Source organism: Flavobacterium sp. SH_e (assembly GCF_025717045.1).
GTDB lineage: Bacteria > Bacteroidota > Bacteroidia > Flavobacteriales > Flavobacteriaceae > Flavobacterium.
In genome coordinates this window covers 1,214,145-1,239,764 of sequence record NZ_JAOVZN010000006.1, presented here as the reverse complement: position 1 = coordinate 1,239,764, position 25,620 = coordinate 1,214,145, and the positions used below count along the sequence as shown (strand labels likewise).

The following is a 25,620-nucleotide window of genomic DNA, read 5'->3' as shown; positions in this document are numbered from 1 at the left end:
TTTAAGGTTTATTTTTTTATATTATATTTAATCCAATACTTTTCTGCAACTGCATTTATCCGATTGTATAATTTTTCTAATTTATAATTGAGAATTTCCATTTGCTCGTAATATTTTGCTCCATATTTACTTAGACCGCCCTTATATAATACTGGTTCGACATTGTGAATCCATCCTTGTTTTGTTTCATCTAATAAATGCTGCGCAAATCTAGTTAACATTCCTTGATTTGTTTTTCCTACATATTCAACAACTTGAGTTTCTTTATTTACTAAATGATAAACTTCATATACTTTTTCTCCAGCCTTTGCAAACAGCGTGACCTCCGCTTCACCTGTAATAAATTCTAAACCTCCACTGCTTGCGATCAAATAAGGGTTATCTGGTCTACCAGATAATAATCTTTCAATGAGAGGCTTTTTTTTCCATTCTTCATAGTCTTGCAAGTACTGCCCATACTTAACCATAGAGGAAGGTGCTTCTAATGACGTTCCATTGATCCCTAAAAGCGAATTATCAGTTTCTGGATTAACTATAGGTGCATATTGACCAATCCCATTTTGCTTATCTTTAGAACTGCCATAACCAAAATCTGTCGTTATAGTCGTGCTAAAACTAATTCCCGCATTATTTGATGCGGCATTCCAGTCTCCAGTTTTACTATACTCAGCATACGCAGCACCAAAATGCGCCACTCCGGCTCCAATTAATACAGCTCCAACCCCTGTCCCAACGCCTGTTACTGACAGAACCGCCCCAACAGCTATTGCAACTCCTGCGATTATGTCATTGAAATTAATTTTAAACTCCCCGCTAGGATCTGTATATTTTAGCGGGTTATTCAATACATAGCCATATCGGTTATAATTTTGGGTGTTTTCGGGATCCTGCACGTAATTATCCGGCTGCAGGAAACGGTGGAGCTTAGGATCGTACAGACGCCCGTTCATGTGTATCAGCCCTACGCTCTGCAGATGCTCGTGCCCTGTATAGCCTCTGTCAAGAATAGTAAGCCCATTTAATGCATTACCAGAGCCATCCTGCACTTTTACAATAGCTCCCCAAGCATCAAACTGCCTTTTTTCCAATACAGCTCCCGCCTCATTAGTTATAGCCAAGATGCTCCCCAGATAATCTCTATGCAAATATAGAGTTTGTTCCTGTACAGCTCCTGCACTGCTGTATGTTTTTTTATAAACGACAAGAGCCGAGTATCCGTCACCATCCGCATAAGTTACGAACTCAATTTCTCCTGTTTGCGTATTTTCTTTAATCTCCATCGTGCCATCAGCACTATAATGCTTGAGGTATGTTCGGGTTTCTTTGAGCCCTAAGCCTCCATAAAACATCACGCTTCGGCTATTGTCCGCATTATAAACAAAGCTTATTTTGTCTCTGCCATCTTCCACTATTTCAACCGGGCTCTTAAAAGTGTTATAGCTGACTGTCTGCAAGGGTCTGTTCTGATAATCGGTTGAGGCCTGAGCGGTCAGTGTTATAGAGGTATTTTGGTGCTTTTTATCTGAGCTGCCATAATTATAGGTTCCCAATCCGTTTGACTTAATCCGTCCATCGTCTTCATAGGCCTGATCCTCCTGCACACCCTGTGCATTAGGATACTGTATAAGGCGATCTTGGCTGTCATATCCAAAATTTTCAGTAACATTTCCGAAAAGGCTGTTTTTACGCCATTTGAGATTTCCGCGTTGAGTGTCAAAACTGGTGCCTAACTCCATGATAAGAGACGTGCCTAAGGTATGCTTTGCATTGGTTATATAACCGTAGCTGTCAAAATCCCTGCTAATGGCAATTCCATTGCCCAGCAATGCCTTGGTCACCTGCCCTTGGGCATTTACCTCGGTAGCTTCCCAGAGAGTTTTCGTTTTTTGTCCGCCTTTTAGCTCATAAACTTTATATGCAAAACCATTTTTGTATTCATTTTGAGTGCTATATGAACTTGTTTTTCCGTTTAAAGAAGCCGTTTTGGTTTCTTTTTCAATCCTGCCCCAGGCATCATATTCTATCTTCTTTGTAAAAACAGCACCATAGCCTGTGGTTTCGGTAACGGTTTCCAATCGTTTTTTGGAATCGTAAGTGTAATCGGTAATAATTGCTTTTCCTGCATCCCCTCCATCAGTATAAACCGTCTTTGAAAGCAGCCTGCTGTCCGGAGCATAAGTGTACTGCGTGGTGCTGTTAGTGTTAGCGCCTGCTATGGTTTTGGTTTCGAGTTTGCCCCAATCGTTCAATTTATAGGTTGTCGTACCGTTGGGAGTGTTTTCTTTTGTGCTTTCGCCAAGTTCATTATAAGCATATGTGTAGGTTCCGGCAGACGGATCGCTCATGCTGATCTTGCGCCCCCAGCCATCTTGACCTATCGTTATTTTGCTGCCATTGCAATTGGTTTCCTTTAGATTTCCGTTGGCAAAATAGCTGTAATTTATGGTGCCCCCTATTGGGCTCTCAACCATAGAAACCAAATTGCCCATAGCATTTTTAGTCCCTGTTTTAGTTTGACCGGTAGCGCCATCCGTTACTGTAGTGGTTCGCTTATCGTATTTCACAGTTGAGATTTTGCCTCTGTAATCTGTAATAGTTTCAGGACGTCCATAAACGTCATATAAAGTAGTATTCCATAATGGAGGGCCCGTATTAGGTTCGCTGACACTATAGTTACGGTCATAAATATCGTATTTGAAATCTACATAAGACATAATGCCATGCACGCCTTTTATGCCAGTGCGTATTTTTCTTCCCAATTCGTCAAACAGCTCTTCGCTATAAGTATCGTCAGTGTTTCCGGTCAGCGTAATTTTGGCTCTCTCATTTTCTCGTATGTATGCATAGGTGTGGGTTTTGCCCAAATAATCGGTAACCACAGTTTTCCTGAACCATGGATCATATTCGTACCCCGTCAGCAGGGCATTGTTCCAAACGCCTAGCTCGGTCTGCCTGTTTTCCGATTTAAGGGTTCCGTTAGGATAATACTCAAATGCTGTTTTGAATCCCTCAATTCCAGTGCTTTCCTTTAACAGAATGCCTGTAGGATCATATGCGAAACTCGTTTGCCTATCTGCGAGGCCAGATGCCGATATCTTTTTTAATGTCACGTTTCCGAAAGCGTCATACACATTGGATTCTGTTATAGCGTTTGTATTGCTGCCCCATTTTTGGATTATCTTCAATAAATTGCTTTCAGATCCCGAACCGTATTGATAGGTCTCCTTAGAATTCATGCTATCGCCAGAAGCAGCCACATTTTGGGTCTTGCTATTTGGCCTGCCCACCATGTAAGGGGCATTTATCAGCGGGTCATAAGCAATTGTAGTAGTAGTGACTTGCTGGTTGACTCCTCCAGATCTGATTTTAGTTATAGACTCTGTAGGATTATTAAAGTCATCATATACAGTATTGGTTTCGTCACTGCTGTCATTTAGAATATCATAATTGTTGGATCTTACATTTTGCAGCTTGAATACTTTTGAAGCAGACAGGCTGGATTCATAAAATAAAAGAGATTTGCTTATCAGCCCATAAGGCGGAATGGCATTTGTTTCCGTATAGCCATTCGCATCATAATCGGAAGTGATTTTAGCCGTAAAAGCATTGCCTGCTCCAGGTTTGATGACTGCACCTGGGCTAAACGTAATACTGTTTGTCGCCAAAATGGTCTCGGTTGCCGTTCTGGTATTGTCTACCGTAATTTGGCTTGCTCTAGGAATGTTTGGAGCGGCACTGTTCAATGCTATTGAAGGGCCAACGACACCCAGATAGGTATAATCCTCAACTATAGCGCCACGCAGGCTTGGATCAAACTTAGACACAGAACTAATCGACTGATTATCCTCTTCGAACCAATTTGTTCGCATTGATGCGCGATATCCCATAAAGCCCAACCCTTCTAAATTGGATACTGCTCCAGCATAAGCGAACAGCTGTTTTTTGTACACCGAGGCGCTTAACCTCTCTAATTTAGAAACTACTTGAACAGCCAGCGCAAATTCTACATCTGTGTTAGGATAACTCTCCGTATATCCGCTCGAATATACTGGCATGCGTCCCTCATTCACTGAAGCTGCAGACAATGGCTGGTAGGTAATCAGCTCTCTTACTCCATTTCCTGTTGTTATGCTCCGAAGCAATTGGTCCTGGCCGCTGTCTTTATTGGAATTAAAATAAAATATCTTGTTATTGCTCAAAAATGCAATTTCCAAAGTCGGATTATATGGCTTGCCATCGCTTGGTATTCCTCTTCCCGTGGTTAAGTAAATGGGCAGTGCGCCCAAATTAATATCAGGACTGCTTATGCTCGAAGATGAAGCCGAATTAGGATAAGAAAAAATGCCTTCTTTATTGCCAAAACATTCGATATCTATTCGCCCCGACGACGAGTTGGCGAGTTTAGAGCTATCAGCTCTAATTAAATCAGATTTTCCATCCTTATTATAATCGGTAGCAATATAATTGTGGGTGGAATCGCTTTCATTAGGATAATACCAAACGCCATAAAAAGGCATCTTCACAAAAGTGGTGCCCGTTGATGTATAAGTAATCCATGACATGGTTCTATTGCTTACATCAGCAGGAATCATAAAATCTGTTTTCCCATCTCCGTTATAATCCCCGAGAAGAGGGAAATTCGAATTTGAAAAAATTTGAGAATCGGCATACTCAAATAATAGTACAAGCTGATTGCTGTCATTGAGGGTATAGGCACTTGCTTTTCCTTTTTCAAAAATTATAAAATCAGATTTCCCGTCACCATTCACATCCGCCACTTCGACTTTAGAAGCGGAAGTGACAACTGATGCCAATTCTCCCGAATAGATTAAGAAATTAGATGTGCTATCTCTTTTTAAATCGACAAAATAGACCTTTTTTGAATCTACCAATTCATAAGTTATATAATCGCAAGAACCTCGATAGAACGATTCTGTCATCTGCAGATCAATCGCAATTGCATCAGTGAGTCCATCACCGTTGAAATCTCCTGAAAGTATCTTTTTAGGGAAAACTTTTTCAACCTGATACTCTGAGCATTCCCTTGCTTCACTCACTGATATAGTGGGGAAGCTAACCGTCTTTTCGTACTGAAAATAGACAGGAGTGACTGTTCCGGCAGAAAAAACAGTAAAAGTATAATTCAAATCCGTTTTTTTTACTACTGCCCATCCCTGTTTTGACCATAATTTATTGTTCCAAGTCAGCCAGCTGACAGGAAAGATAGTTTCAAAAGCCCCTACTTTATGCTCAAAGCCTATATTATTTCCACCGGAATTTATATCCGAGTACAGCCAATACTTTGATTTTGCATCCGGCTCTATTGTAGGATAGATTAAAAAATCCATTTTTTCATCCCCTCCAAAATCTCCGGAAACAGTGGCTACATTTTGAGAAGATACATTTCCTAGGCTTACCTTTGTAGTAATATCTGCATATGATATAGACTCGCTGGTATTTTCATAGGTGAATACTGTTGGATTATAGCTTTTCGTTCCATCTCCGCTTAATTCAAATACTTTCTCCAGGCGCTGGTATCCTATAGTGCTGGAAATATATTTTAAATCGTAATTCCTAAAACCCAGTCCATTGCCTTTAACTTCAATTCTTTCTAAAATTTTGTCATCCAGAATGCTTTCGCCCCCTATATAAGACTGTTCTGGACGTGAGCGTGTCCCGTAAAGAAATTTAATTTCGTTAATGGGAGTTCCTGTTCCCAGCGCTCCATATTTAATGCTTGTCACTATGATATTGTTCTGCGATTTAGCATAATTATACGAAATTCTTACCCCTTGCGGGTTCTGCCAATAATTAATGACCCAAGCTTTAATTGACTGCGAGTCTAAAGAAGAGCCATACTCCGCAATCGAGCCATCAGGGTATTCCACTAAGAAAGACGCCGGACCATAATTAGCGCCAAGCGGAGATACTCCAACAGCTTTAATCTTCACATTGGAGAAGTTCTCTGTTTCATAAGTCGTATTTGCCGAACCGTAAAGCGCACCTGTTTTTAAAATTAATCGCTGTCCATCTAGGGCAAAACGATCCTTAGCGTCAAGATTTACTCCTCCTACGCTTCCATCATGAAATTTTGTTCTGGGAATTCTGGTTATGGCTGAAACGCCTGAAATGCTCCAGCCGTAGCCTGCGATTCCATTTCCTGACTGGCTATTATAAACTAGATTCACTCGCGGCACTACGCCATTAATTCCCGCAGGCACCGCAATGGGAATGGAGTAGTTGGCTGCACCACTAAGCGAAACTGACAATTGTCCTTCCGTAACGCCCACTTCAGCCGAAGTTCCCGTCGGTCCAGGTATTGCGCTTATGGCTGCCAAATTGGAAATTTCACTATTATTTTCAATGTTGCCAACTGCAGTTTCTGCTTCTTCATTGGCTCTCTGTATAAGAGTCACCCCCTCAACTGGCGTTCCCCCTGAGTCCTGGGCTGAAGCATAAAAAGATAAACCGGTAAATAGGAATGTTAGGTAGAAATGCTTCATATATTACTGCTTGATGATTTTAATTGTCTTCTGCTCCCCATTTCCATAATTGAGAGCCACCAGATAGACCCCTCTTGGATATTCCCCAAAGGAAATAGTCTGATTATCCGTATTTTCTGTTCTCGAAAAAGTCTGCAGAACCTGTCCCGATATTTCATAAACGGTGATGGAAGATACCTTGCTCCTGTTGATCAGCTCCCATTTTATGTAGAGCAGCTCTTTCACTGGATTAGGGTAGTAGGAGATGACATCCTCCTCTGAAAATTTAAGCAGATCATCCTCTACCAGCGCTTCAATTTCTTTGGTTTCCTCTACTGTTTTGGCCGTACCCCCACAGTTGCTTAAGCACAAATTGCGGCTTATCTGATTTCCTGCACTGTCATATCCGAATGTTATTTTCTGCTGGGCATTTGTTAAAGAGCAAATTCCAAAAAGCAGAAGAGTAATTATTCTTTTCATTAATTTTTTGATTTAATATCCTTCACTTCCTTTTTTAATTCCTCAATAGCCTTATTCTGCTCTATCACATACAAAGTAAGCTCTTCAATTTTCTGCAGCAGTTTGGAATTCATTTCCCCAAGGCTGATTCCGTTTTTCAGAACCTCCTCCTCACTCGGAATATTCTCCAAATGGCCTTTTTCGGCAATATGCTTTTCGACTTCAGCAAGTGTTGGCAATTCATAGCCATTCTTAAATACAAAATCAGACCAGCCTGTCATGTCCACTTTTACCTCTTTTGAATGGATTGTGCCATTGACATCAAGCTTATTTGTTCCAATTGTCGTTCCTATGCCCACATTTCCTGAAGTGCTGATGTATATATCAGGAGTGGTTCCTGATGTCTGTGCACTGAACAACAATGGTTTTGCAACAGTCGGAGCAATATTTGTCGATTTAAACCTGTTATAGGCCGTATTCGATCCATCAAAGAAAACTCCTCCATTTGTATCAACAATATGAAATTTTGCTACTGGCGATGCAGTTCCGATTCCGACGTTTCCATTTCTTGATATGTCAACTAGTGCGGATCCATATCTTGTGAATCTAAAAGCAGATGTTGTCAGTGTAGAAAAATCAGCATTAGTGTTCATCCTAACATCGAAAGACATATCAGGATTGCCATTTGTGTCAGGAGTAGCCCCCATTAGTCGCAAACCAGATATGGCATCATTTGTTTTTCCTGTGATTGTTGGAAATGCTAATGTTGCGCTAGAATTGTTTACCGATATGCTGCCATTCTGCTGGTTTGCCAGATCAAGCGTATTGCCTGTCAAACCTGTAAAAATATTAAGCCTACCAACTGGCGCCGTTGTGCCAATGCCAACATTACCATTTCTTAGAATATCAAACAGCGATAAATTATATCTTGAAAATCTAAATGCGCTTGATGTTAGTGTGGTGAAATCGGTTCCGTCTTCCTTCATTACTACAAATCTCATATCCGGACTGGCATTTACATTATTTGTACCCGTAAAAATTGAAAAACCTGCCGAATTGCTGCTTTTACTGAAAAGGGTCGGTATTGCTAAAGATGCATTATTATTTGCAAATGCAATTGAGCCTGAAGATAATGCCCCTATTGAGGTTGGCACGCCTGAAGTTCCTGTAACTATCTCTAGCTTCCCGGCAGGTGCTATTGTTCCGATACCGGCATTTCCCGTGGTTGGAAATGTATTTTGAGCCGCCAGATGCTTGCAATTCAAAATAATTATTATAATTAAGAGCTTAGATAATCTGTTCATTTTTTTCCTTTTTATGTTAATCTTTATTGTTGTTCATTACTCATTTATTTCAGAAAAAGGCTGATCTAATCCATAAATAGTGCCCCTAGCATTGATAGCATTAAGAAAACCTTTATTTTCATGACTGGATTAGGCTACCGAAATCTTTAAATCATCTGATTCTCGGGATCATTCAATCCCAATCCAAAGCTATAAACAATTGTTAATGCTTCGTTAATTTTTTTTGCGCGCAAATAAACAAAAGCATTCCCTATTTTCTTTACGGGATTCCTCATTTTGACATTTTTTTTGATGATTTTAAAGATTGGAAAAAATAGGAAAGACAGGATTAACAGCTAACTCCAAAAAACTTCTAATGGATTACAGTTCTATATTGGAAACAGTCTTATAAGTTGAAATTAAACTCCGCAAAATACAGACTAAGTAATTTAACTTTTCAGCAAAGTCTTCCTACTTGATTTTTAAACAATCCGTTTGTCGATAGATAAATATAGACGGGCAGTTAAAACTCAAGCTGATAAGCTTCTGATCAAGCATCCAAAATATCCCCTCTCCTTAAATGTAAATCTCTAGAAGCTTATTTCAAAGCGTTTGTTCATAAATTGCCAGCAGGAAGGCTACTAGCTTCCTTTGCAGTGACAATAAATTAGCCCGTTATTCAATCACCACTTTCAAACAATAAGCAGGACCACTGCAAACAGGTCAAGAAACTAATCTTAACACCTCATTAAAATCATCAAAAAACCGGTTAGATAATTGAATGCTTCCCGCTACTAAAAAAAAGCTTCAGATTTCTCTGAAGCTTTTTTTTGTTTTTACCCTTTTCTGATTCTCTTTGCGGGCACAGATTGCAAAATCTGCGCTATTGTTGTCTACATATCGGAGCGATCGGATTTTTATTTCATCCGTTTTGCTTCTATTTTTTTTCCATTCTGTAATAAAAACAAATTTGAAATTTCTCCTTTTTCGTTCTTTTCAAACTGAATTTGTGCATCTACTACTTTGTAGAAAAATAACATTTCACTATCTGCAAATATTCGGAACGCATTTTGTCCTGTCAATTGTGAAAATAGTTGGTCTTTGTCTAATGAAATTTTGATTTCAAAATCTTTTTCAACTTCATAAGTCCCAACAAACTTTTGAAGTTCTTCAGTAGTAATACTAATTTCTTTTCTGATTTTTTGCACAGGCAATGGTTTATTATATAGAATATTTCTAATTGCTTTAGAAGGAATTGAAACGTTGTTGTGATTTTGAAGTATTATTATTGTTTTATCATTTGTAATATGCCTATCGATAAAAGTTACATAACCTGGCCAACCACCATCATGGTTTGCAATTTTTCCAAAATCAGCATTTTCTTCAATTCCCCAGCCAAAACCATAATTCCTTTTAGCTCCGTCTTTCAAAGTTGCTAATTCAAAAACTGCTTTCATATCCTCTTCTCTGAGTAATTTATTGGTATATAATGCCCTATCCCAAATCAATAAATCGTTTACAGTTGAATTAACTCCTCCGTCTCCAACAACACCATCAAGCCAAACAACTATTTTAGTTTCTTCCAATTCGTCTGGTAAAACATATTTTTTCAAATTATCTGAGTAAACATAACCAAAAGCATAATTGTCAATTTTCTTTGGCGATAATCTACGATTGTAAACAAAGGTGTTTTTCATTTTCAACGGTTGGAAAATAGCTGTTTTTAGATAGTCAGCATATGTCAAACCCGATGCTTTCTCAATTATTGAAGCCAATAGTGCGTAGCCCGTGTTGCTGTATTCCCACTTAGTATTTGACTCAAATAATATTTTTGGTTGATGTTTACTAAATATATCAATTATGTCTTTGTTAGTGGCAACTTTAGATTTATCAAATAAACTATCCATAAGCTGCATATAGTCTGGCAAACCTCCTGTATGATTTAATAAATTTCTTATAGTTACACCTTTATAAAAAGAAAGTTCGGGTAAATATTTTTTGATTTCATCGTCCAAATTCAACTTTCCTTTTTCTTTAAGTATCATTATCCCCATAGCTGTGAACTGCTTTGAACAAGATGCCAATTCAAAAATCGAATTTTCGTTCAATTTCTCTTTTGTTGTTTCGTTAGCAAGTCCAAAACTATGGCTATAAATAACTTTCCCTTTTTCTGCAATTAGAAAATTCCCATTGATTTTCTCTTTTGAATAAAGAGAATTGAGTAAACTGTCAATTTTTTGAATTCTGTCTTGTCCAAATGTAAAATGTCCAATTAAAAGAAGTGCGATTGTAATTGTTAATTTCATTTTTTATTTCTGGTTAATAATGTAGGTAATATGCATCTCATAATTGAACAAACTTATTTATATGCGTAATAAACTTCAACATATTATTATCAAATATATACTTTTAGATTTTCTCTACAAAGCAATTCATAATCAACGCAAAAAATCATTTACGATGTGGTTTTACGTATTATTTTACTCTTTTTTTATTCTATATTTGATTAGTAATTTATTCGATTTCTTTTTAAAACATTAAAAGTATCAATATGACTATAAAAAACTTTTCCTTTCTACTGTCTGCTTTTCTATTGCTTTCGTGCTCTCAAAAAAAACAAGAATCAGGTATTATCAAAGCTGATATTAGCAAGCTCACTACAGATTTTGACAAAGTAGTTATTAATATGTGGGGAGATGAAGCTCTTGGAGATTCGATAAAAACATTTGACACCATACCAGCAAAAGAAGGTAAATTTGAGTATCATTTTAAAGTTAGAGAACCTAAACACGCTTATATTTATTTTCTCAAAAACAATAAGAAAGTTGCAAATTTAGGTTTTAGGGACAAATCTTCTAAAAAGCAAAGTTTTTGGGGTGATATTCTTTTAGGCAATGAAAATATTGAATTCAACACAGACAGCCTGTATGAAACTAAAGAATTTAAAGGTTTAAAAATCTATCAGGTAAATTTTGAAGGATCGCCAGAAGCTGAAATGTTTATGAGAGGCTGGAAAGAGCCAATTGTTTCGAATAAAAATATCAAACAAAACTCATCAAATTTCGCGCTATTGTATAAATTATTCTGGAGTAAGGAGCAGTATTCCGTAAATCAATTAAAAGAATACAGTTCTTTGTTTTCTGACGAAATAAAAAAATCTGTTCCGTTTAATATGCTTACGGATTATATCAATAATAAAGAAAAAATAGAAAAATTTGGATTTAGGGAAAATTTCAATTGGGTTGACATTGATAACAAAAATTACACTTTTGATCAAGTAAGCAATGGCAAGCCAGTACTTTTAGTATTTTGGGCAAGCTGGTGCGGTCCTTGCAGAAAAGAAATTCCAGAGCTTAAAAAATTTCATAACGCTTATAAAGATAGAATAAGCATTGTTAGTCTAAGTATAGATGATAAATACGATAATTGGAAAACGGCAGTAGAAAAAGAAAATATGCCTTGGCTTAATCTTTCTGGGTTGCCAAAAAGAAATAATGCGATAAAAAAAGAATACAATATTTTTGCTGTGCCAAATTTAATCTTACTTAATAAGGACGGAAAAGTATTGCTTAATGCTGCAAATGATCTTTCGCAGGTCATTAATGCAATAGATAAAAAGACAACAATCTAGTTCCTTTTCTGTAAATTATTAAGAGGACTCAATTAAAAAACAATGAAATCATCATCAAGAATATTTTTCTTAATCTGCACATTTATAGTAATAATAGCCTTTATTAAAAAAGAAGAGAAATTTACTATTTATGGTCAAGTAACTGGATTTCAAAATGGAACCAAATTCTATTTAAAAAACCTCGCAACAGATGCTATTATAGATAGCACAACTGTAGAAAACAACAAATTTAAATTTGAAGGAAAATTAGCTAGTCCGCCAGAGCAAATTTGGATGTATGCCCTTGTAGATGAAAAATTAATCTATACCAGTTTACTTATTGGCAACGATAATATTAGAATCAAAGGAGACATTAAAGACTTTCCTCGAAATGTAGAAATCAAAGGTTCAAAAAGTCAGGAAGATTTTAATTATTCGCAAAGTTTTACAAAAGAATATTTTGCCAAAAGAGAAACTCTTGTAAATTCATTTTTGCAGTTGCCAAAAGATAAGCAACAAGAAGCTGGCGCAAAAATATGGGACGAAATTAAAGGCATTGACAGCATTACACAAGAACTGCGCATTAAATATGTAAAATCACATCCAGATACTTACGCAAGTATAATAGAGCTTGGTTATCTAAAGAATCAATTGCCAAAAGACACAATTCAAAAAATATACGATAAATATACTCCTCAAATAAAAGAAAGTAAATATGCTAAAGTTGTTGAAGTCTTTTTGAAAGAAAACATTTCGAAAGTTGGAGATAAATATCACGATTTTGAAGGTTGGAATCAAAAAGGTGAAAAAGTTAAGTTTTCAGACATTAAAGGTTCTTATACTTTAATTGAGTTTACTTCTGCCTTTTGCGGACCTTGCATTCAAGCAGCAAAGGAACTGACTGAAATTAATGAAACCTATTCGGGTTCTTTAACTTTAGTAAGTTTTTCTTGTGATCCAAAAAAAGAAGACTGGCTGAAATCTGTAGACAGAGACAAAGTTATTTGGAATAGTGTATGGGACAGCAAAGGTCGATTTAGCGAAACTGCTATTAAATATGGCATTCAAGGCATTCCTACTTTCATTCTAATTAATCCAGAAGGAACAATTATCGACAAATGGTCTGGTTACGGCAAAGGCAGTCTGATTAATAAACTGGAAAAGAAAATATTAAAAAAATAAGTTCTGGAAGTTATAACGTAGTGAAAAGCCAAATAATAACAAATTGCCAAAACCCTAATATTGCAACAATATCATTTGAATTGAAAGACAATTATCTGATTTTACATTTTCTTTCTAATGAAGGATATTCTCAAAAATTTCAAAAGAATCAATTAAAAAATGCATAGTTAATCTTTATCAAGTCCCCACTTCAAAACAAAAGCTTCAAATTTCCTTGAAGCTTTTGTTTTTTACACATTTTTCTACTTCATACAAATATTATTCTTTATTAAATTCATCAGCTCGACTTGCACAAGCAGGAGAAGTTTTAAGTGGTGATAATGGAAGAACTTTGAAATCTCTTAAAGATTACTTATTTAGAACTTATCAATTTTCAAATCCACGTGTCATGAAATAAGTACTAATCCAAAATCCATTTACTTTTATAGCATTTCGCAAAACTTTTTCCATGAATCTGGTATCACCAAAAGCATGATCTCGAGTTCTCACATTGGTTACACAACCATCTCTTTCCATAGTAAAATCAACTACATCTGTAAGCGAACTATGATTATATCCAAATCCTGACTTTTCATTCCAACGTGTTCTTTTAAACTCCAACAAATCGGAATAGTATTTTTCTTGTATGTATTTTACATTTGTAAATTCTAAAGATTTTTTATTAAATAGATTGTCTTTAAGAAAATACAGAAGATGATCAGAAGGTGCTATTTTATTAGCAAAATCTTTTAAAAGAGCATCATCAGGACTATCAAGCGCTCTAATCAATCCCGCTTTTAATTCATCAAATGTGGTATAGCCGTTGTGTGGTGCCATAACGACTTCGCTTGATAAAAATTTCCCTTTGTCATTTATAACCTTCATCTTATTGTTATAAAATGTTAAAGCCTGTGACACCCTAGTACGTCTATCAATCTGCTCAAAATTAGCCACTTGATCAAACGGACCTTTATTTACCACTTCATTTTTTGAATTTATAATCTGATATTCTTTTCCTTTTTTAGCTTTGAAAAGTCCATTTTCTGAAATTCTTTGTAAATCATCATAAATGAAAGGAATCTGCTCTTGATTTTTAAGATTCACAGTTCCAAACTTTTTCCCTTTTACGACTATAACGCTATATGAAATATCACTTACATCATTATATTTAGCCCCTATTAAATTTACATCTATAAAGTCATATTGAAATGGAATAATTTCTTTGTTTTTCTCATTGATAAGTCCAAATTTCTTATTTTTTTTAACACTAAAATAAAGGTTTCTTTCGCTCGCAAAACGCTGAATAATTTGATCATAAATCATTGGAACCTCCAACACTTCTGTAGTTTCATTTAGCAATCCGTACTTACCATTTTTTCCTTTCACAAACAATAAGGACTTACCTCTTTCATCAAAAGGATTCAACAACTTCTCTTCATTTAAAACATATCCATATTGAGTAATATTTTCAGGAAAAATAAGCTCCGATTTCTGATTTAAAAAATTATATGAATTAGCATCTTTTCTTAAAACAGTTATTTTACTGTCTTGCGTTTCACTATTAGTAATCCAACTATACTCTGCAGGAACAACCAATTTTCCACTTTTACTATAAAGTCCAAACTTTCTATTTGGATCAGGTGTAACCACTTTAAAAAATCCATTTTCCTCTCCTATCCATTCGAAATTTATAGGAATAATAATCTCATTTTTAAGATTAATAACTCCCTGTTTTTCACCTTGTTTTACTTTTATAAAATAATCCATTCCACTTTCATAAAACGAATCAACATTGTCATAAATTGGCGGAATTATAACATTCCCTCTTTTATCTGTAAATCCTTTTTTCTTGTCTTTTGTGATTTGTAAACCAAAACGATATTGAGCAATAAATTCTGGATCATATTCAAAAGGTATAATTTGTTCCCCTTTTATTGTAAATGCTCCACCTTTTTTGTTCTTGTCTGCCATAACATATCCAGTACCATCAGCATAAACACGATCATATTCAATCTCTGTTTTTTTACCAGTATCCATAAAGTAAACCCCATACAGATTATTCTTTTTCACTGTAAAATATCTTTTCATTTCGACACTATTTATTGCATCATTATCTGCTGGATAGATAATAGTCGAATTGTTATCTATTAACCCTAGTTTACCTCCTTTTTGAATTGTCATTAAAGTAACTGTCTTGCTCAACTTTGAATATTCAAATGCAAAAGGATTATTTTTTTTAGTTTTTTGGGATTTGCTTACATTATTATACCCCTCAGGAACAGGTACGTAAATACTATCATACTCAAAAGGAATTATAACTTGATCTTTTATAACACCAAATTTTCCATTCACTTTTAATATCGTTAAATTAGCATATACTTCTGCATAATCAACTTTCTGAGGAAACATCTTTTCATCCTTATTGAATATTAGTGATACATTTCCGTCTTTGGCTTTCACAAAAGAAATAGGATTCTGACTGCCACTATAAAGAACTTTGTCATATTTTGTAGAAAGTATTTGTTTTCCATCTTGAGACATACTTCCATATTTCCCTTTTTTCTTGACAATAAATGTATTGCTTTGGGATTTAAAGCCAATACTGTCAAACTCTATTTTTCCAATAAGAACTCCTTTTCTATCTGCAATGCCATACAAATCATCTTTTTTTACAATAAAGCCATTGGAAGCAGACTCAATTTTATCATAACCCGTTTTTTGTCTAACATTTTCTGGATAAACAAAACCGTATTTTCCATCTTGCTGGTAATAACCTGCATTATAATCTTTATTTGTTCCATTACCTTCCTCTATAGTTAACATATCTCCGACATCTCCAGATACTCGTCCTGAATTATTTGAATTAGGAATCTGTGCTATCGCATTGATTGCAAATAAAAAAGAAATAATAGATAAAATTGATTTCATATAGTTTGATTGTATTAACAGTATTTAGACATTGTCTTCCTGGCTCTATAAAGAGAAGAAAATAGAGACATTCTAACAATGGACGAAGATAAAAAATAGCTTTGAAGTTTCGGCATTACGCTTTCGTTATTTTAATAGTAATTTTATTAATATAAATGATATTTGTTCTGATTCGTATACTCTCACTCAAAAAACAATAAAAAAACACAACACGTCGAGAGAATATTCTTTCTTATTAAGAAAAAATAATATTTTTAAAAAAAATAATCCTGGCAAAAAAACTCTCATTGCCTTTATTCAAACACAAAACAACCAGTTATTAATCAAATAAATACAAATCACTTAAGTTATTTTATTTTTGAATGAATCTTGCAAAATGTGATGTTTTTCAAAATAACCGAAAGAAAAAGTTTTTATTTTATTTGGTATTATGAAATTAATTCCCTTGTTTTGCACCCGCAATGAGAAAGCAGGTCCGTTCGTCTATCGGTTAGGACGCCAGGTTTTCATCCTGGTAAGGGGGGTTCGATTCCCCCACGGACTACTTAAAAACACAAAGCTTCAGAGAAATCTGAAGCTTTTTTTATTTGCTAAAAACCTCTTCTACAGCGTCTCTATAATTAAATAATATTTTCTTAATAGCTTACTTTTCATTTAGCAGATGTTTTTCATAAATTTGCCGCTTTAAAAAAGTAGTCTTTATTACTTCGCTATTCCAGAACAAATAATTATCGTACAGTCTAATTTACAATTATATAATAACCGCAATTCAATACAATGCTTAAAAAAAACAAACCCCAAGTTTTAATTATTACCCTTTTAACTTTATTTTTTTCCGTTAATTCATTCTCTCAAAAAAGTATCTACGCAGGAATCGAAATTGGACGTAGAGCCATAAAAGTTTCTGTTATTGATGTGAGTAACATCAGAAAAGCAGATTATAAAATTATTTCTTTCTGGACTGAAAGAATTCCTTTTGCTGATCATATTGCCGCTAATGGTGAACTTACTGCTGAAGACATCACTAAAACTAGTCTTATAGTTACCAACCAATTGCAAAAAATAAAAGCAGAAAATAAATTGCTGGATGAAAACATCTTTATAGTTGCTGCTCCTGTTTTTGAAGGTGCACGTAATCTTGATGTTTTAAGAAACAAAATTATGCTTCTAGCAAACAAAGAACTTGAAGTATTAAATGCAAACGAAGAACCAAAAACTCTAGTTAAAGGTGCAATTCCGCCAGTTGATTTTTCTAACGCTTTCTTGCTTGATATTGGTGCTCAAACGACTAAAGGAGGTTATATTGACGAACTGGAAGGCGGTAAATTAGAGTTTATTCCGCTTGAACTTGATTTTGGTACAATGACTCTTACTGATGCTGTAAAGAAAACAGTTCACAATCAGAGTCAGGCAAACGATATGTCTACTTACCAAGAAAAATCTTTTGACTTTGTTCCTGTTCTTCGCAAAAAAATTAAAGACTTATTTGATGCGAATCCGCCTTTAGAGAAAAAAGAAAAATTATATTTATCGGGAGGTGCAGTTTGGGCTTTTTCGACTCTATATTATAACGAAGACGTTAAAGAACACTATATTGCTTTAACTCTAGAAGATGTTATAAATTACGATGCAATTCTTAAAAATAACTTCGGAAAGTTTACCAGTCTTGCTAAAATCAATAAAGAAGCTGCAAGAGTTTTAAGCACTTACGATCAGCAAAATCTTATCTCGGCTAATAATATATTAGTTAGCTGTTTGGAAAACATTCCAAACTTGGCAACAAAGAAAATACTTTTTGTAAAAGAAGGACAAGTAACTTGGTTAATCTCATACATTGCAGATCGTTCTAAAAAAGTAAACACTAATTTTTAAAGATTTATTTTTTTCAATATCATAAAGCTCCAGAGAAATCTGGAGCTTTTTTTATGGCTTTACGCTAATTATAAAAACAAAAAAATGGTTTCAAGTTATAACTTGAAACCATCTTTCGATTGAAAAAAATCCGAAATACTTTCATAAAATCTAATTTTAGAAGACCTAATTAAGAAATAAACTCTTTGTTAAATCTTATTATTTTGAATTATGAAAAATCCAGTCCTACTGTTAATTATATTGCTTTTAAGCATAACAGCCTACAAGAAAGATCACTCCGCAGATAAACAAGAAACCGTAACTGCCAATTCCGCCGATTCAATAACTGCTATTGCAAAAGAAGCTTGGATATATGGGTATCCTATATTTTATAATTACAAAACCATTTATTCCAGTGCAATTAACAAAGATGCTAAAGAATATTCAGGATTTAACAAATTCAAAAGTGTAGCTACAAGCGCAACTCCAACAGATACTTTAGTAATAACTATAAATAATGACACTCCGTACTCAATGGCATCGCTTAATGTTTCAGATGAACCTGTTATTCTTGAAGTGCCAAAGATTGAAGAAAGTAGATATTATGTAATGCAGTTTGTAGACCTCTATACCTTCAACTTTGAATATATTGGATCTCGAGCAACTGGCAATAATGCTGGAAAATATCTCATTGCAGGGCCAGATTGGAAAGGAGAAACTCCAAAAGGCATTGATAAGGTTTTACATTCTGAAACCAATTTGATCTTTCTTGTAGGCCGTACACAATTGCACGATCCTGCAGATGTGCCAAATCTTAAAAAAATTCAGGCGCAGTATAAATTAATTCCGCTTCATGAATATACAAAACAACCTGCTCCTCCAGTAAAAAAATACAATCTTCCTCTGCCTGTCTGGAAAGAAAGCGATTACAGTTCGCTTCAATTTATTAGTGCTCTAAATGCCTTATTACAATATACGAGCGAAGACAGCAGCGAAAAAGAACTTAGAAAACGTTTTGCTAAAATCGGAATTGTACCTGGAGAACCTTTTGACAGTTCGAAATATCCGCCAGAAACGATAAAAGCGATAGAAAAAGGAATTGCCGAGGCCAAACAAGAATTGGAATCTAAAATAGATAATGTTAAAGATGCAGGAAGCCTTTTTGGCACGCGCGCAGAACTTAAAAATAACTACCTCAACCGTGCAATTGCTGCAGCGGCAGGAATTTACGGAAACACCAAAGAAGAAGCCGTTTATACTGGAAGCAACGTCGATAAAAACAATCAGGTGCTTTTAGGAAATAATAAGTATGTTTTGAAATTTACTAAAGACCAATTGCCTGAAGCCAAATACTTTTGGAGCATCACGATGTACAATCTTCCTAAACGTTTTCTTGTGCAAAATCCAATTAACAGATATTCTATTGGCAATAAAACAAAAGGATTAAAATATGAACCCAATGGAGATTTGAACATTTATCTACAAAAAGACTCTCCTGGAAAAGACAAAGAAAGCAATTGGCTTCCGACACCTAAAGATGAAAAATTCATATTTGTGATGAGAATTTATGGCCCGCAACCCGATGTTATCAATAATGTTTGGAAAATGCCTCTTCCGGAAATTGTAAAATAAGCTCCGTGAATCAGAAATAAAATCATAACCATTTTTCTAATTTTAATTTCAAATAGTATGAAAAATTACAAATTGCTATCAGGAATATTTTTAGTTACTATATCGTTACTCATTTCTTCCTGTAAAAAAGAAAAATCAAACAGCGATTCAGAAACATTAAAAGATTCTACTGCTGTAAAAACAGATTCTTCAGCTCAGAAAAATAGCGTTGCTGTAACCGCAGCAAATTTCAATCGTGCAGAAACCGATGTTTATTTTTCAACTTCTGTAAAAGAATCGGGCGGTGTTGGAAACATGCATCATTACAGAACGCTTATGCCAATTGACAAACAGACTGTTATTCGTGCCAATCGTGATGTTTTGTATTCGTCTGGCGTTTTTGATCTCGATGCAGGACCTGTAACAATAACGCTTCCTAACCCAGGGAAACGTTTTATGTCTATGCAGACAATCGACGAAGATCAATATTCTGAAACGTATTATGCCCCTGGAACTTTTACTTTTACCAAAGAAAAGGTCGGCACACGCTATTTGATGTTGGCTATACGAACATTTATTGATCCAAATAATCCTAAAGATCTTCCTATTGTAACGGGTCTGCAAGACGCTATTAAAATTGACCAGAAAGAAAAAGGAACATTTGATATTCCAAATTGGGATCAGACGAGTCAGAAGAAAGTTCGCGATTCTTTAATTGAAGTTTCCAAAAAATTGTCTGACACCAAAGGAATGTTTGGACCAAGAGGAAAAGTCGATGAAACCCGCCATTTGCTTGGAAGCGCTACCGGTTGGGGCGGAAATCCTGAAAAAGATGCGTTGTATCTTTCTGTAAATCCGAAAAAAAATGACGGAAAAACAGTTTATAAACTTAAAATAAAAAATGTTCCCGTCGACGGTTTTTGGTCTGTGAGTGTGTACAATAAAACGGGTTATTTTGAGAAAAACGATCTCAATATGTATACTTTAAACAATATTACGGCAAAAAAAGATGCCGACGGATCGATTACGATACAATTTGGAGGCTGTGACGGAAAAACGCCAAATTGTATTCCGGTTACTGATGGATGGAATTATTGGGTTAGACTTTATCGTCCGCATAAAGAAATACTTAACGGCACTTGGAAATTTCCTGAGGCTGTTGAGGTTAAATAAAATATAATTTTATTTAAGGTGAAAGCTCTAGAGAAATCTGGAGCTTTTTCAGTTTAAAATAATCTATTAAAAATTTCATCATTTAAAAACTATATCGTAATATTGCAATATTAATATAATCAACATGGGAGCAACTAAAACGGAACATTTTACAGACGCACAAAATCAAATTGCTACAATTGCCAAAGCGTTAGGACATCCTGCAAGAATTGCCATAATCGAATATTTACTAAAAGTGAATGAATGTATTTGCGGAGATATTGTAAACGAATTGCCTCTTGCCCAGCCTACAGTTTCTCAGCATCTAAAAGAGTTAAAAAATGCGGGAATCATTAAAGGAAACATTTCTGGAAACGCTATTTGCTATTGTATTGATGAAAAAACAATCGATATTTTAAACTCCTACTTTTTAAACATCACACAAACTATTTCAAAATCAAAATGTTGCTAAAACATTTTTTTGACAAAATATATCGCAATATTGCAATTAACAAATAAATAAAAATAAGATGAAATTATCAGAAGTTAAACAGATTTTGCCAACATTAGAGAATGTTGAATTTCAATTGGAAAACGGAACTTTTGTGCCAGAACATTTTCATGTAACAGAAGTTGGCGTAGTAACCAAAAATTTTATTGATTGCGGCGGAGTAATCAGAAATGAAAAAGCGATTAACTTTCAGCTTTGGGATGCTAACGATTTTGAGCATCGTTTAAAACCGAATAAATTATTGCACATCATTCAATTATCTGAAGATAAGCTAAACATCGAAGATTTAGAAATTGAAGTAGAATATCAGAATGTTACAATTGGAAAATATGATTTGGATTTTAACGGAAAAACTTTCGTTCTAAAAAATAAAACTACAGCCTGTTTGGCACAAGATGCTTGCGGTATTCCAGCAGAAAAACAAAAGATCAGTCTTACTCAATTGACCAATGATACTGCTTCTTGCTGCACGCCAAACTCAGGATGCTGCTAAAAAATGAAAGAACTAATCTTTAAACACAAAAAACCAATTATAATAACCTCCTCTGTTATTTTGTTGCAGCTTATTTTCGGTTTTGAACCAAAATTCTGCATCATAAATATCATTTGGTTATTTGTTTAATTATGAAAAAGAAAATATTAATACTTTGTACAGGAAATAGCTGCAGAAGCCAGATTGCTGAAGGCTATATGAGATTTTTTGCAGGAAATAAAGCTGAGGTTTACAGCGCAGGTGTAGAAACTCATGGCGTTAATCCAAAAGCTATTTTGATAATGAAAGAGGACGGAATTGACATTTCAAACCATACATCAAATAATATTGATGAATATACGCATATTGATTTTGACTTTGTGATTACAGTTTGTGATAATGCAAAAGAACGATGTCCGTTTTTTCCAACAAAGGCAATTAAATTTCATTATAACTTTCCTGATCCAGCAAAAGCAACAGGAACTGATTCTGAAATAATGGAACAATTTAGAACCGTTAGAGATCTTATAAAAGACTATTGCAAAGACTTTGTGGTAGAAAATTTAGCATAATTTAATGTCGCTCCGCTGGAGCACACAATTCAAATTCATTTCTGCGCAATGTTTAAACATAATATATTAAAAACCAAAAATGCGTAAACCCAAAAGGACTTACGCATTTTTTTCTGATGAAACATTATAAAAAACGCCGTTTATCTTCTTCTTCCGCCACCTCCTCCGAAGCCGCCTCCGCCGCGAGAACCGCCTCCCATTTGTCCTGCACTTGGTCTTGACGAAGAACCTCCTCCTCTATTAAAATTAGAGTTTGAAGAACTTCCTCTATTAAGATTTGAAGTTCCAGCACTTGGTGATGCACTTTGGCGCGTTCTACCTGATGCATTGGTATTTCTAGCGCGATCGGATGTTCCTGCTGAAGGACGCGAATTGCCGCGATTGGTATTATATCTATTATTGGCAGAATTGTCTCGTACAGTAGTCGATCGTGCTCTATTATTATTGTAATTATTAAAACTGTTTCTGTTATTAATATATACATTGTTATGTCCGCCATGATAATGTCCGCCATGATAACCATGATGATGGTAATAATGGTTATGACGATAAATCCCTACTGCCATTACTGTAAAAGCGGCGAAATAAGGCGGATAAAACCCATAATAATAAGGTGGATAATATGGCACATAAGCTGGCGAATATACATACTGTACAATTGGTACAGTTTCTACCACCACTGCTGTTACAGCTGGTGTTGTAGTTACAGGATCGTTTCCTGTATAAGCAGGATTTGCTGTTTTTGCAGGTTCTGATTTTGATATGGGTTCAATCACATAATCTTTACCATAAAGGAGTTCATCGCCCACAATTTGCATTTTTACTTTTCCGTTTTTGTCTTTATCGACCAAAATAACTGCAACGTCCTGATTCTCTGTTTTGCTTACAGCAACTTGAAGAACAAAAGTAAATGAGTTGCCATTTTTCTTGGTATTTACTTTTATGAAGTCTACTTTTTTGTCAAGATTCAAATCCAGATTGTTAATTCCTGTTTTCTCCAGATTCAGGTTTTTCTCAAATTCCTCAATAGTTTTTGATTTCTGAAAAAGCGTCATTACAGCATACAAATCCAGATTATCTCCAGGAAGTCCAAGCTCTTTAACATCATTTTCAGACTGGCAAAAAATAAACTGAGTAAATAAGATCATTGTTATAGTCAAATATTTTGTAAATTTCTTTATCATAGTAAGAGTATAAAATATTAATAAGATGAGTAGAAAAGCTTCTTTCTATACTTTCTACTCCTTACCCAGAAATCGTCTAATGTTTTTTGGCTTGATCCAATTCACCAATAAAAGGAATAGCGTTCTGAATTTCAGATCGAATAGTTACTTGCAAGTACAATTCTAACTGTACAAATTTGGCAGCATTGATTCCGCCAATTGCTTTCACCAATTTAGAATGTGTTTTGGCAAGTAATTTTTCTGAATCCTGATTGTATTTTAAATTTGCGTTTGTCAATTCTGTAGCCTTAGCATCGCTAAGATTCGAATAATTCTGAGCATAATCTTCTAGAATCTTAATCTTTTGCTGGCTTAAAGATTTGCGTTGTGATTCGTAACTGTCATAAATTGGCTGAAATGCTGCAGATTGTGTCTCAGATAAACCCAAGTATTCTTTAACAACATCTGATTTAGATTTTCCATAAAGGTCTTGGATCAATTTGATTTCATCTGTAGAACTCTGTGCAGAAGCATTCAACCCCAAAACCATCAGGAGTATAAATAATATATTTTTCATAATTTTTAATTTTTTCGTTTTAATTATTTGCTAAAGTCATAGCTAAAATTGGATGCTGTTTTATTCTGTCAATCCATCAGAAGCACTCATATCTCTCAAGCACACATATTTGCCATCTCTTTTTTCGAAAAGGCTCATATAATTTCCTGTATTTATTGGAGTGTTTGTTGAATCGGTTACTTTGTAATAACCAACTTCTACAACCATTTTTCCATCATTAGAAACAAAAACTTCTTTGGTTTCAAATGAAATCACATTGGTATTATTGGCTAAATCTGATTCTAAAAATTTATATCTAGCATCTTTATCAGTAATTGGCGGTCTATTTTGATAAAAGGTTATAGCGTCTTCTGCGTAATACCCGATCTCTTTTAACTGACCTGCGTTGTATGTTGCTGCATATTCATTTTCTTTTGCCTGAATTTCCTTCTTGACTTGCTTTAAATCGATTTCAACATTTTCTTCCTTTTTTGTATTGCACGAAACCAGTAAAACACAGAATCCCGCGAGAATCACTCTTGCAACTATTTTATTTTTCATATATATTTAATTTTCAAGTTGATATAACATTTATCCTTTTATAAAGTAACGCACCATTTGCTTTATAAAAAACATTTCGTAATCTGTCTCTAGAACTTTAGATTTATTTTCATTTTGCTTGGTTGATAGTCTATTTTAAATTGAGAATAAATTGATCGGAAATAGATTTTTAAAACATTTAATACTCTTCAAATATTTTTTGAAGTTCAGCCAGACTTCTCTGTTTAAGCAATGCAACAGACAATAGAATTCTAGATTTCTGCGGATTTAATCCGTATGAAGCAATAAGTCCTAGTTCATCATCATTACATTCCACATTACGTCCCACAATTCCTGTAGCAACACGTGTACTTCTTACTACGATAATTCCTTTTTTACTCGCTTTTGCACAAGCATCAAGAGAAGCTTTGTTCATGTTTCCGTTTCCAACTCCGGCAATTACGATTCCTTTTGCTCCTTTTTCAATCGAAGCATCAATTAGATCAGGTTTCATATCTGCGTCAGCATAAATGATATCTACACGAGGAAAAGTGCTCACGCCTTTAACATCAAATTCTGAGTTTTTTCCAAATTTTTGATCAGGGTAATGGAAGAAATCATTTACTCCGTAAGCAGTAGTTCCTATAAGTCCACGAATTGGAGACATAAAAGTCTGAACAGCTGTTGTACTTACTTTTGTTAAAGATTGTGCAGAGTGAATCCAGTCATTCATTACCAAAAGTACTCCGTGTCCTTTTGCTTTAGGATCTGCAGCAACCGCAATTGCATTGTAAAGATTTAAGGGCCCGTCTGCACTAATAGCCGTTGATGGACGCATAGATCCTACCAAAACAACTGGTTTGTCTGTTTTTACAACCAGATTTAAAAAATAAGCGGTTTCTTCCATTGTATCCGTTCCATGTGTGATTACAAAACCGTCTACATCTTTGCTTGACGCCAATTCGTTGATTCGATTAGCAACTTTTAGCATAATTTCAAATGACATATCCTGAGATCCTACATTCGAAATTTGCTCTCCTTTAATGTCTGCCAATTTCATAGCATCTGGAACTGCATTTACCATCGCATCAATAGTTACTTGTCCAGAAGTATATCCTGACTGTACTCCGCTTTTAGCAGATCCAGCGATTGTTCCACCTGTTGCCAGAATAAGAACTTTAGGTTTTGCCTGTCCAAACATGCCAATGCTTAGTAAAAGCATCACTATTAAAAATATTTTGCTGTAAAATTTTATAGTTAATTTCATGA

The 25,620-nt window shown here is 34.9% G+C and carries 18 protein-coding genes and 1 tRNA gene; 9 read left to right on the top strand and 10 right to left on the bottom strand.

Going from position 1 to position 25,620, the window contains the following annotated elements; genetic code table 11:
* Positions 1-8 precede the first annotated feature (8 nt).
* From OD917_RS16270 to OD917_RS16250, 5 genes are all read right to left on the bottom strand, one after another.
* Complete coding sequence (locus OD917_RS16270) at positions 9-6,503, bottom strand: RHS repeat-associated core domain-containing protein (RefSeq protein WP_263524447.1); 6,495 nt, start codon at positions 6,501-6,503, stop codon at positions 9-11.
* 3 nt (positions 6,504-6,506) lie between these two features.
* Positions 6,507-6,962: a T9SS type A sorting domain-containing protein gene (locus OD917_RS16265; RefSeq protein ID WP_263524446.1), complete on the bottom strand. Its 456-nt coding sequence runs from the start codon at positions 6,960-6,962 to the stop codon at positions 6,507-6,509.
* Positions 6,962-8,095, bottom strand: a complete 1,134-nt coding sequence (locus tag OD917_RS16260; RefSeq protein WP_239455552.1) for a hypothetical protein — start codon at positions 8,093-8,095, stop codon at positions 6,962-6,964. The genes OD917_RS16265 and OD917_RS16260 overlap by 1 nt, the downstream gene beginning before the upstream one ends.
* A gap of 296 nt (positions 8,096-8,391) precedes the next feature.
* A complete protein-coding gene (locus tag OD917_RS16255; protein ID WP_263524445.1) occupies positions 8,392-8,520 on the bottom strand; it encodes a hypothetical protein in 129 nt (42 codons plus the stop codon).
* Positions 8,521-9,141: 621 nt separating this feature from the next.
* A complete protein-coding gene (locus tag OD917_RS16250) occupies positions 9,142-10,530 on the bottom strand; it encodes a serine hydrolase (RefSeq protein ID WP_263524444.1) in 1,389 nt (462 codons plus the stop codon).
* A 245-nt stretch (positions 10,531-10,775) separates the two neighbouring features.
* On the opposite strand from OD917_RS16250, the gene OD917_RS16245 reads away from it, so the two are divergent.
* Entirely contained in the window at positions 10,776-11,855 is a 1,080-nt protein-coding gene (locus OD917_RS16245) for a TlpA family protein disulfide reductase (RefSeq protein ID WP_263524443.1), read from the top strand.
* 42 nt (positions 11,856-11,897) lie between these two features.
* Complete coding sequence (locus OD917_RS16240; protein ID WP_263524442.1) at positions 11,898-13,016, top strand: TlpA disulfide reductase family protein; 1,119 nt, start codon at positions 11,898-11,900, stop codon at positions 13,014-13,016.
* A gap of 366 nt (positions 13,017-13,382) precedes the next feature.
* Here OD917_RS16240 and OD917_RS16235 read toward each other — a convergent pair whose 3' ends face one another.
* Positions 13,383-15,923, bottom strand: coding sequence for a WG repeat-containing protein (locus OD917_RS16235; protein ID WP_263524441.1), 2,541 nt, complete (start codon positions 15,921-15,923; stop codon positions 13,383-13,385).
* Between the two features lie 472 nt (positions 15,924-16,395).
* Between OD917_RS16235 and OD917_RS16230 the strand changes: the two genes are divergently transcribed.
* The 7 genes from OD917_RS16230 (at position 16,396) to OD917_RS16200 (ending at position 22,092) form a co-directional block, all read left to right on the top strand.
* Positions 16,396-16,467: transfer RNA gene (locus OD917_RS16230), tRNA-Glu, on the top strand.
* 233 nt (positions 16,468-16,700) lie between these two features.
* Positions 16,701-17,795 (top strand): exopolyphosphatase, encoded by a 1,095-nt coding sequence (locus OD917_RS16225; RefSeq protein ID WP_263524440.1) that lies wholly within the window; start codon positions 16,701-16,703, stop codon positions 17,793-17,795.
* Positions 17,796-18,005: 210 nt separating this feature from the next.
* Entirely contained in the window at positions 18,006-19,406 is a 1,401-nt protein-coding gene (locus OD917_RS16220; protein ID WP_263524439.1) for a DUF1254 domain-containing protein, read from the top strand.
* 57 nt (positions 19,407-19,463) lie between these two features.
* Positions 19,464-20,558: a DUF1214 domain-containing protein gene (locus tag OD917_RS16215; RefSeq protein WP_263524438.1), complete on the top strand. Its 1,095-nt coding sequence runs from the start codon at positions 19,464-19,466 to the stop codon at positions 20,556-20,558.
* 124 nt (positions 20,559-20,682) lie between these two features.
* Complete coding sequence (locus OD917_RS16210; protein ID WP_111362835.1) at positions 20,683-21,009, top strand: ArsR/SmtB family transcription factor; 327 nt, start codon at positions 20,683-20,685, stop codon at positions 21,007-21,009.
* A gap of 58 nt (positions 21,010-21,067) precedes the next feature.
* A complete protein-coding gene (locus tag OD917_RS16205) occupies positions 21,068-21,541 on the top strand; it encodes a DUF6428 family protein (protein ID WP_263524437.1) in 474 nt (157 codons plus the stop codon).
* A gap of 131 nt (positions 21,542-21,672) precedes the next feature.
* Positions 21,673-22,092: an arsenate reductase ArsC gene (locus OD917_RS16200; protein WP_263524436.1), complete on the top strand. Its 420-nt coding sequence runs from the start codon at positions 21,673-21,675 to the stop codon at positions 22,090-22,092.
* Between the two features lie 140 nt (positions 22,093-22,232).
* On the opposite strand, the gene OD917_RS16195 is transcribed toward OD917_RS16200, so the two are convergent.
* The 4 genes from OD917_RS16195 to OD917_RS16180 form a co-directional block, all read right to left on the bottom strand.
* Positions 22,233-23,276: a hypothetical protein gene (locus OD917_RS16195; RefSeq protein WP_263524435.1), complete on the bottom strand. Its 1,044-nt coding sequence runs from the start codon at positions 23,274-23,276 to the stop codon at positions 22,233-22,235.
* Positions 23,277-23,352: 76 nt separating this feature from the next.
* Positions 23,353-23,832 carry a hypothetical protein gene (locus OD917_RS16190; protein ID WP_263524434.1) on the bottom strand — a complete coding sequence of 160 codons (480 nt, stop codon included), beginning with the start codon at positions 23,830-23,832 and terminating at the stop codon, positions 23,353-23,355.
* 60 nt (positions 23,833-23,892) lie between these two features.
* Positions 23,893-24,372, bottom strand: a complete 480-nt coding sequence (locus OD917_RS16185; protein WP_263524433.1) for a YybH family protein — start codon at positions 24,370-24,372, stop codon at positions 23,893-23,895.
* 178 nt (positions 24,373-24,550) lie between these two features.
* Complete coding sequence (locus OD917_RS16180) at positions 24,551-25,618, bottom strand: type II asparaginase (RefSeq protein ID WP_263524432.1); 1,068 nt, start codon at positions 25,616-25,618, stop codon at positions 24,551-24,553.
* Between the last annotated feature and the right edge of the window lie 2 nt (positions 25,619-25,620).

Bases quoted from the DNA above. Each gene is read 5' to 3' on its own strand.
- OD917_RS16270 (WP_263524447.1), bottom strand. From the start codon at position 6,503: ATGAAGCATTTCTACCTAACATTCCTATTTACCGGTTTATCTTTTTAT.
- OD917_RS16265 (WP_263524446.1), bottom strand. From the start codon at position 6,962: ATGAAAAGAATAATTACTCTTCTGCTTTTTGGAATTTGCTCTTTAACA.
- OD917_RS16255 (WP_263524445.1), bottom strand. From the start codon at position 8,520: ATGAGGAATCCCGTAAAGAAAATAGGGAATGCTTTTGTTTATTTGCGC.
- OD917_RS16250 (WP_263524444.1), bottom strand. From the start codon at position 10,530: ATGAAATTAACAATTACAATCGCACTTCTTTTAATTGGACATTTTACA.
- OD917_RS16245 (WP_263524443.1), top strand. From the start codon at position 10,776: ATGACTATAAAAAACTTTTCCTTTCTACTGTCTGCTTTTCTATTGCTT.
- OD917_RS16240 (WP_263524442.1), top strand. From the start codon at position 11,898: ATGAAATCATCATCAAGAATATTTTTCTTAATCTGCACATTTATAGTA.
- OD917_RS16235 (WP_263524441.1), bottom strand. From the start codon at position 15,923: ATGAAATCAATTTTATCTATTATTTCTTTTTTATTTGCAATCAATGCG.
- OD917_RS16225 (WP_263524440.1), top strand. From the start codon at position 16,701: ATGCTTAAAAAAAACAAACCCCAAGTTTTAATTATTACCCTTTTAACT.
- OD917_RS16220 (WP_263524439.1), top strand. From the start codon at position 18,006: ATGAAAAATCCAGTCCTACTGTTAATTATATTGCTTTTAAGCATAACA.
- OD917_RS16215 (WP_263524438.1), top strand. From the start codon at position 19,464: ATGAAAAATTACAAATTGCTATCAGGAATATTTTTAGTTACTATATCG.
- OD917_RS16210 (WP_111362835.1), top strand. From the start codon at position 20,683: ATGGGAGCAACTAAAACGGAACATTTTACAGACGCACAAAATCAAATT.
- OD917_RS16205 (WP_263524437.1), top strand. From the start codon at position 21,068: ATGAAATTATCAGAAGTTAAACAGATTTTGCCAACATTAGAGAATGTT.
- OD917_RS16200 (WP_263524436.1), top strand. From the start codon at position 21,673: ATGAAAAAGAAAATATTAATACTTTGTACAGGAAATAGCTGCAGAAGC.
- OD917_RS16195 (WP_263524435.1), bottom strand. From the start codon at position 23,276: ATGATAAAGAAATTTACAAAATATTTGACTATAACAATGATCTTATTT.
- OD917_RS16190 (WP_263524434.1), bottom strand. From the start codon at position 23,832: ATGAAAAATATATTATTTATACTCCTGATGGTTTTGGGGTTGAATGCT.
- OD917_RS16185 (WP_263524433.1), bottom strand. From the start codon at position 24,372: ATGAAAAATAAAATAGTTGCAAGAGTGATTCTCGCGGGATTCTGTGTT.
- OD917_RS16180 (WP_263524432.1), bottom strand. From the start codon at position 25,618: ATGAAATTAACTATAAAATTTTACAGCAAAATATTTTTAATAGTGATG.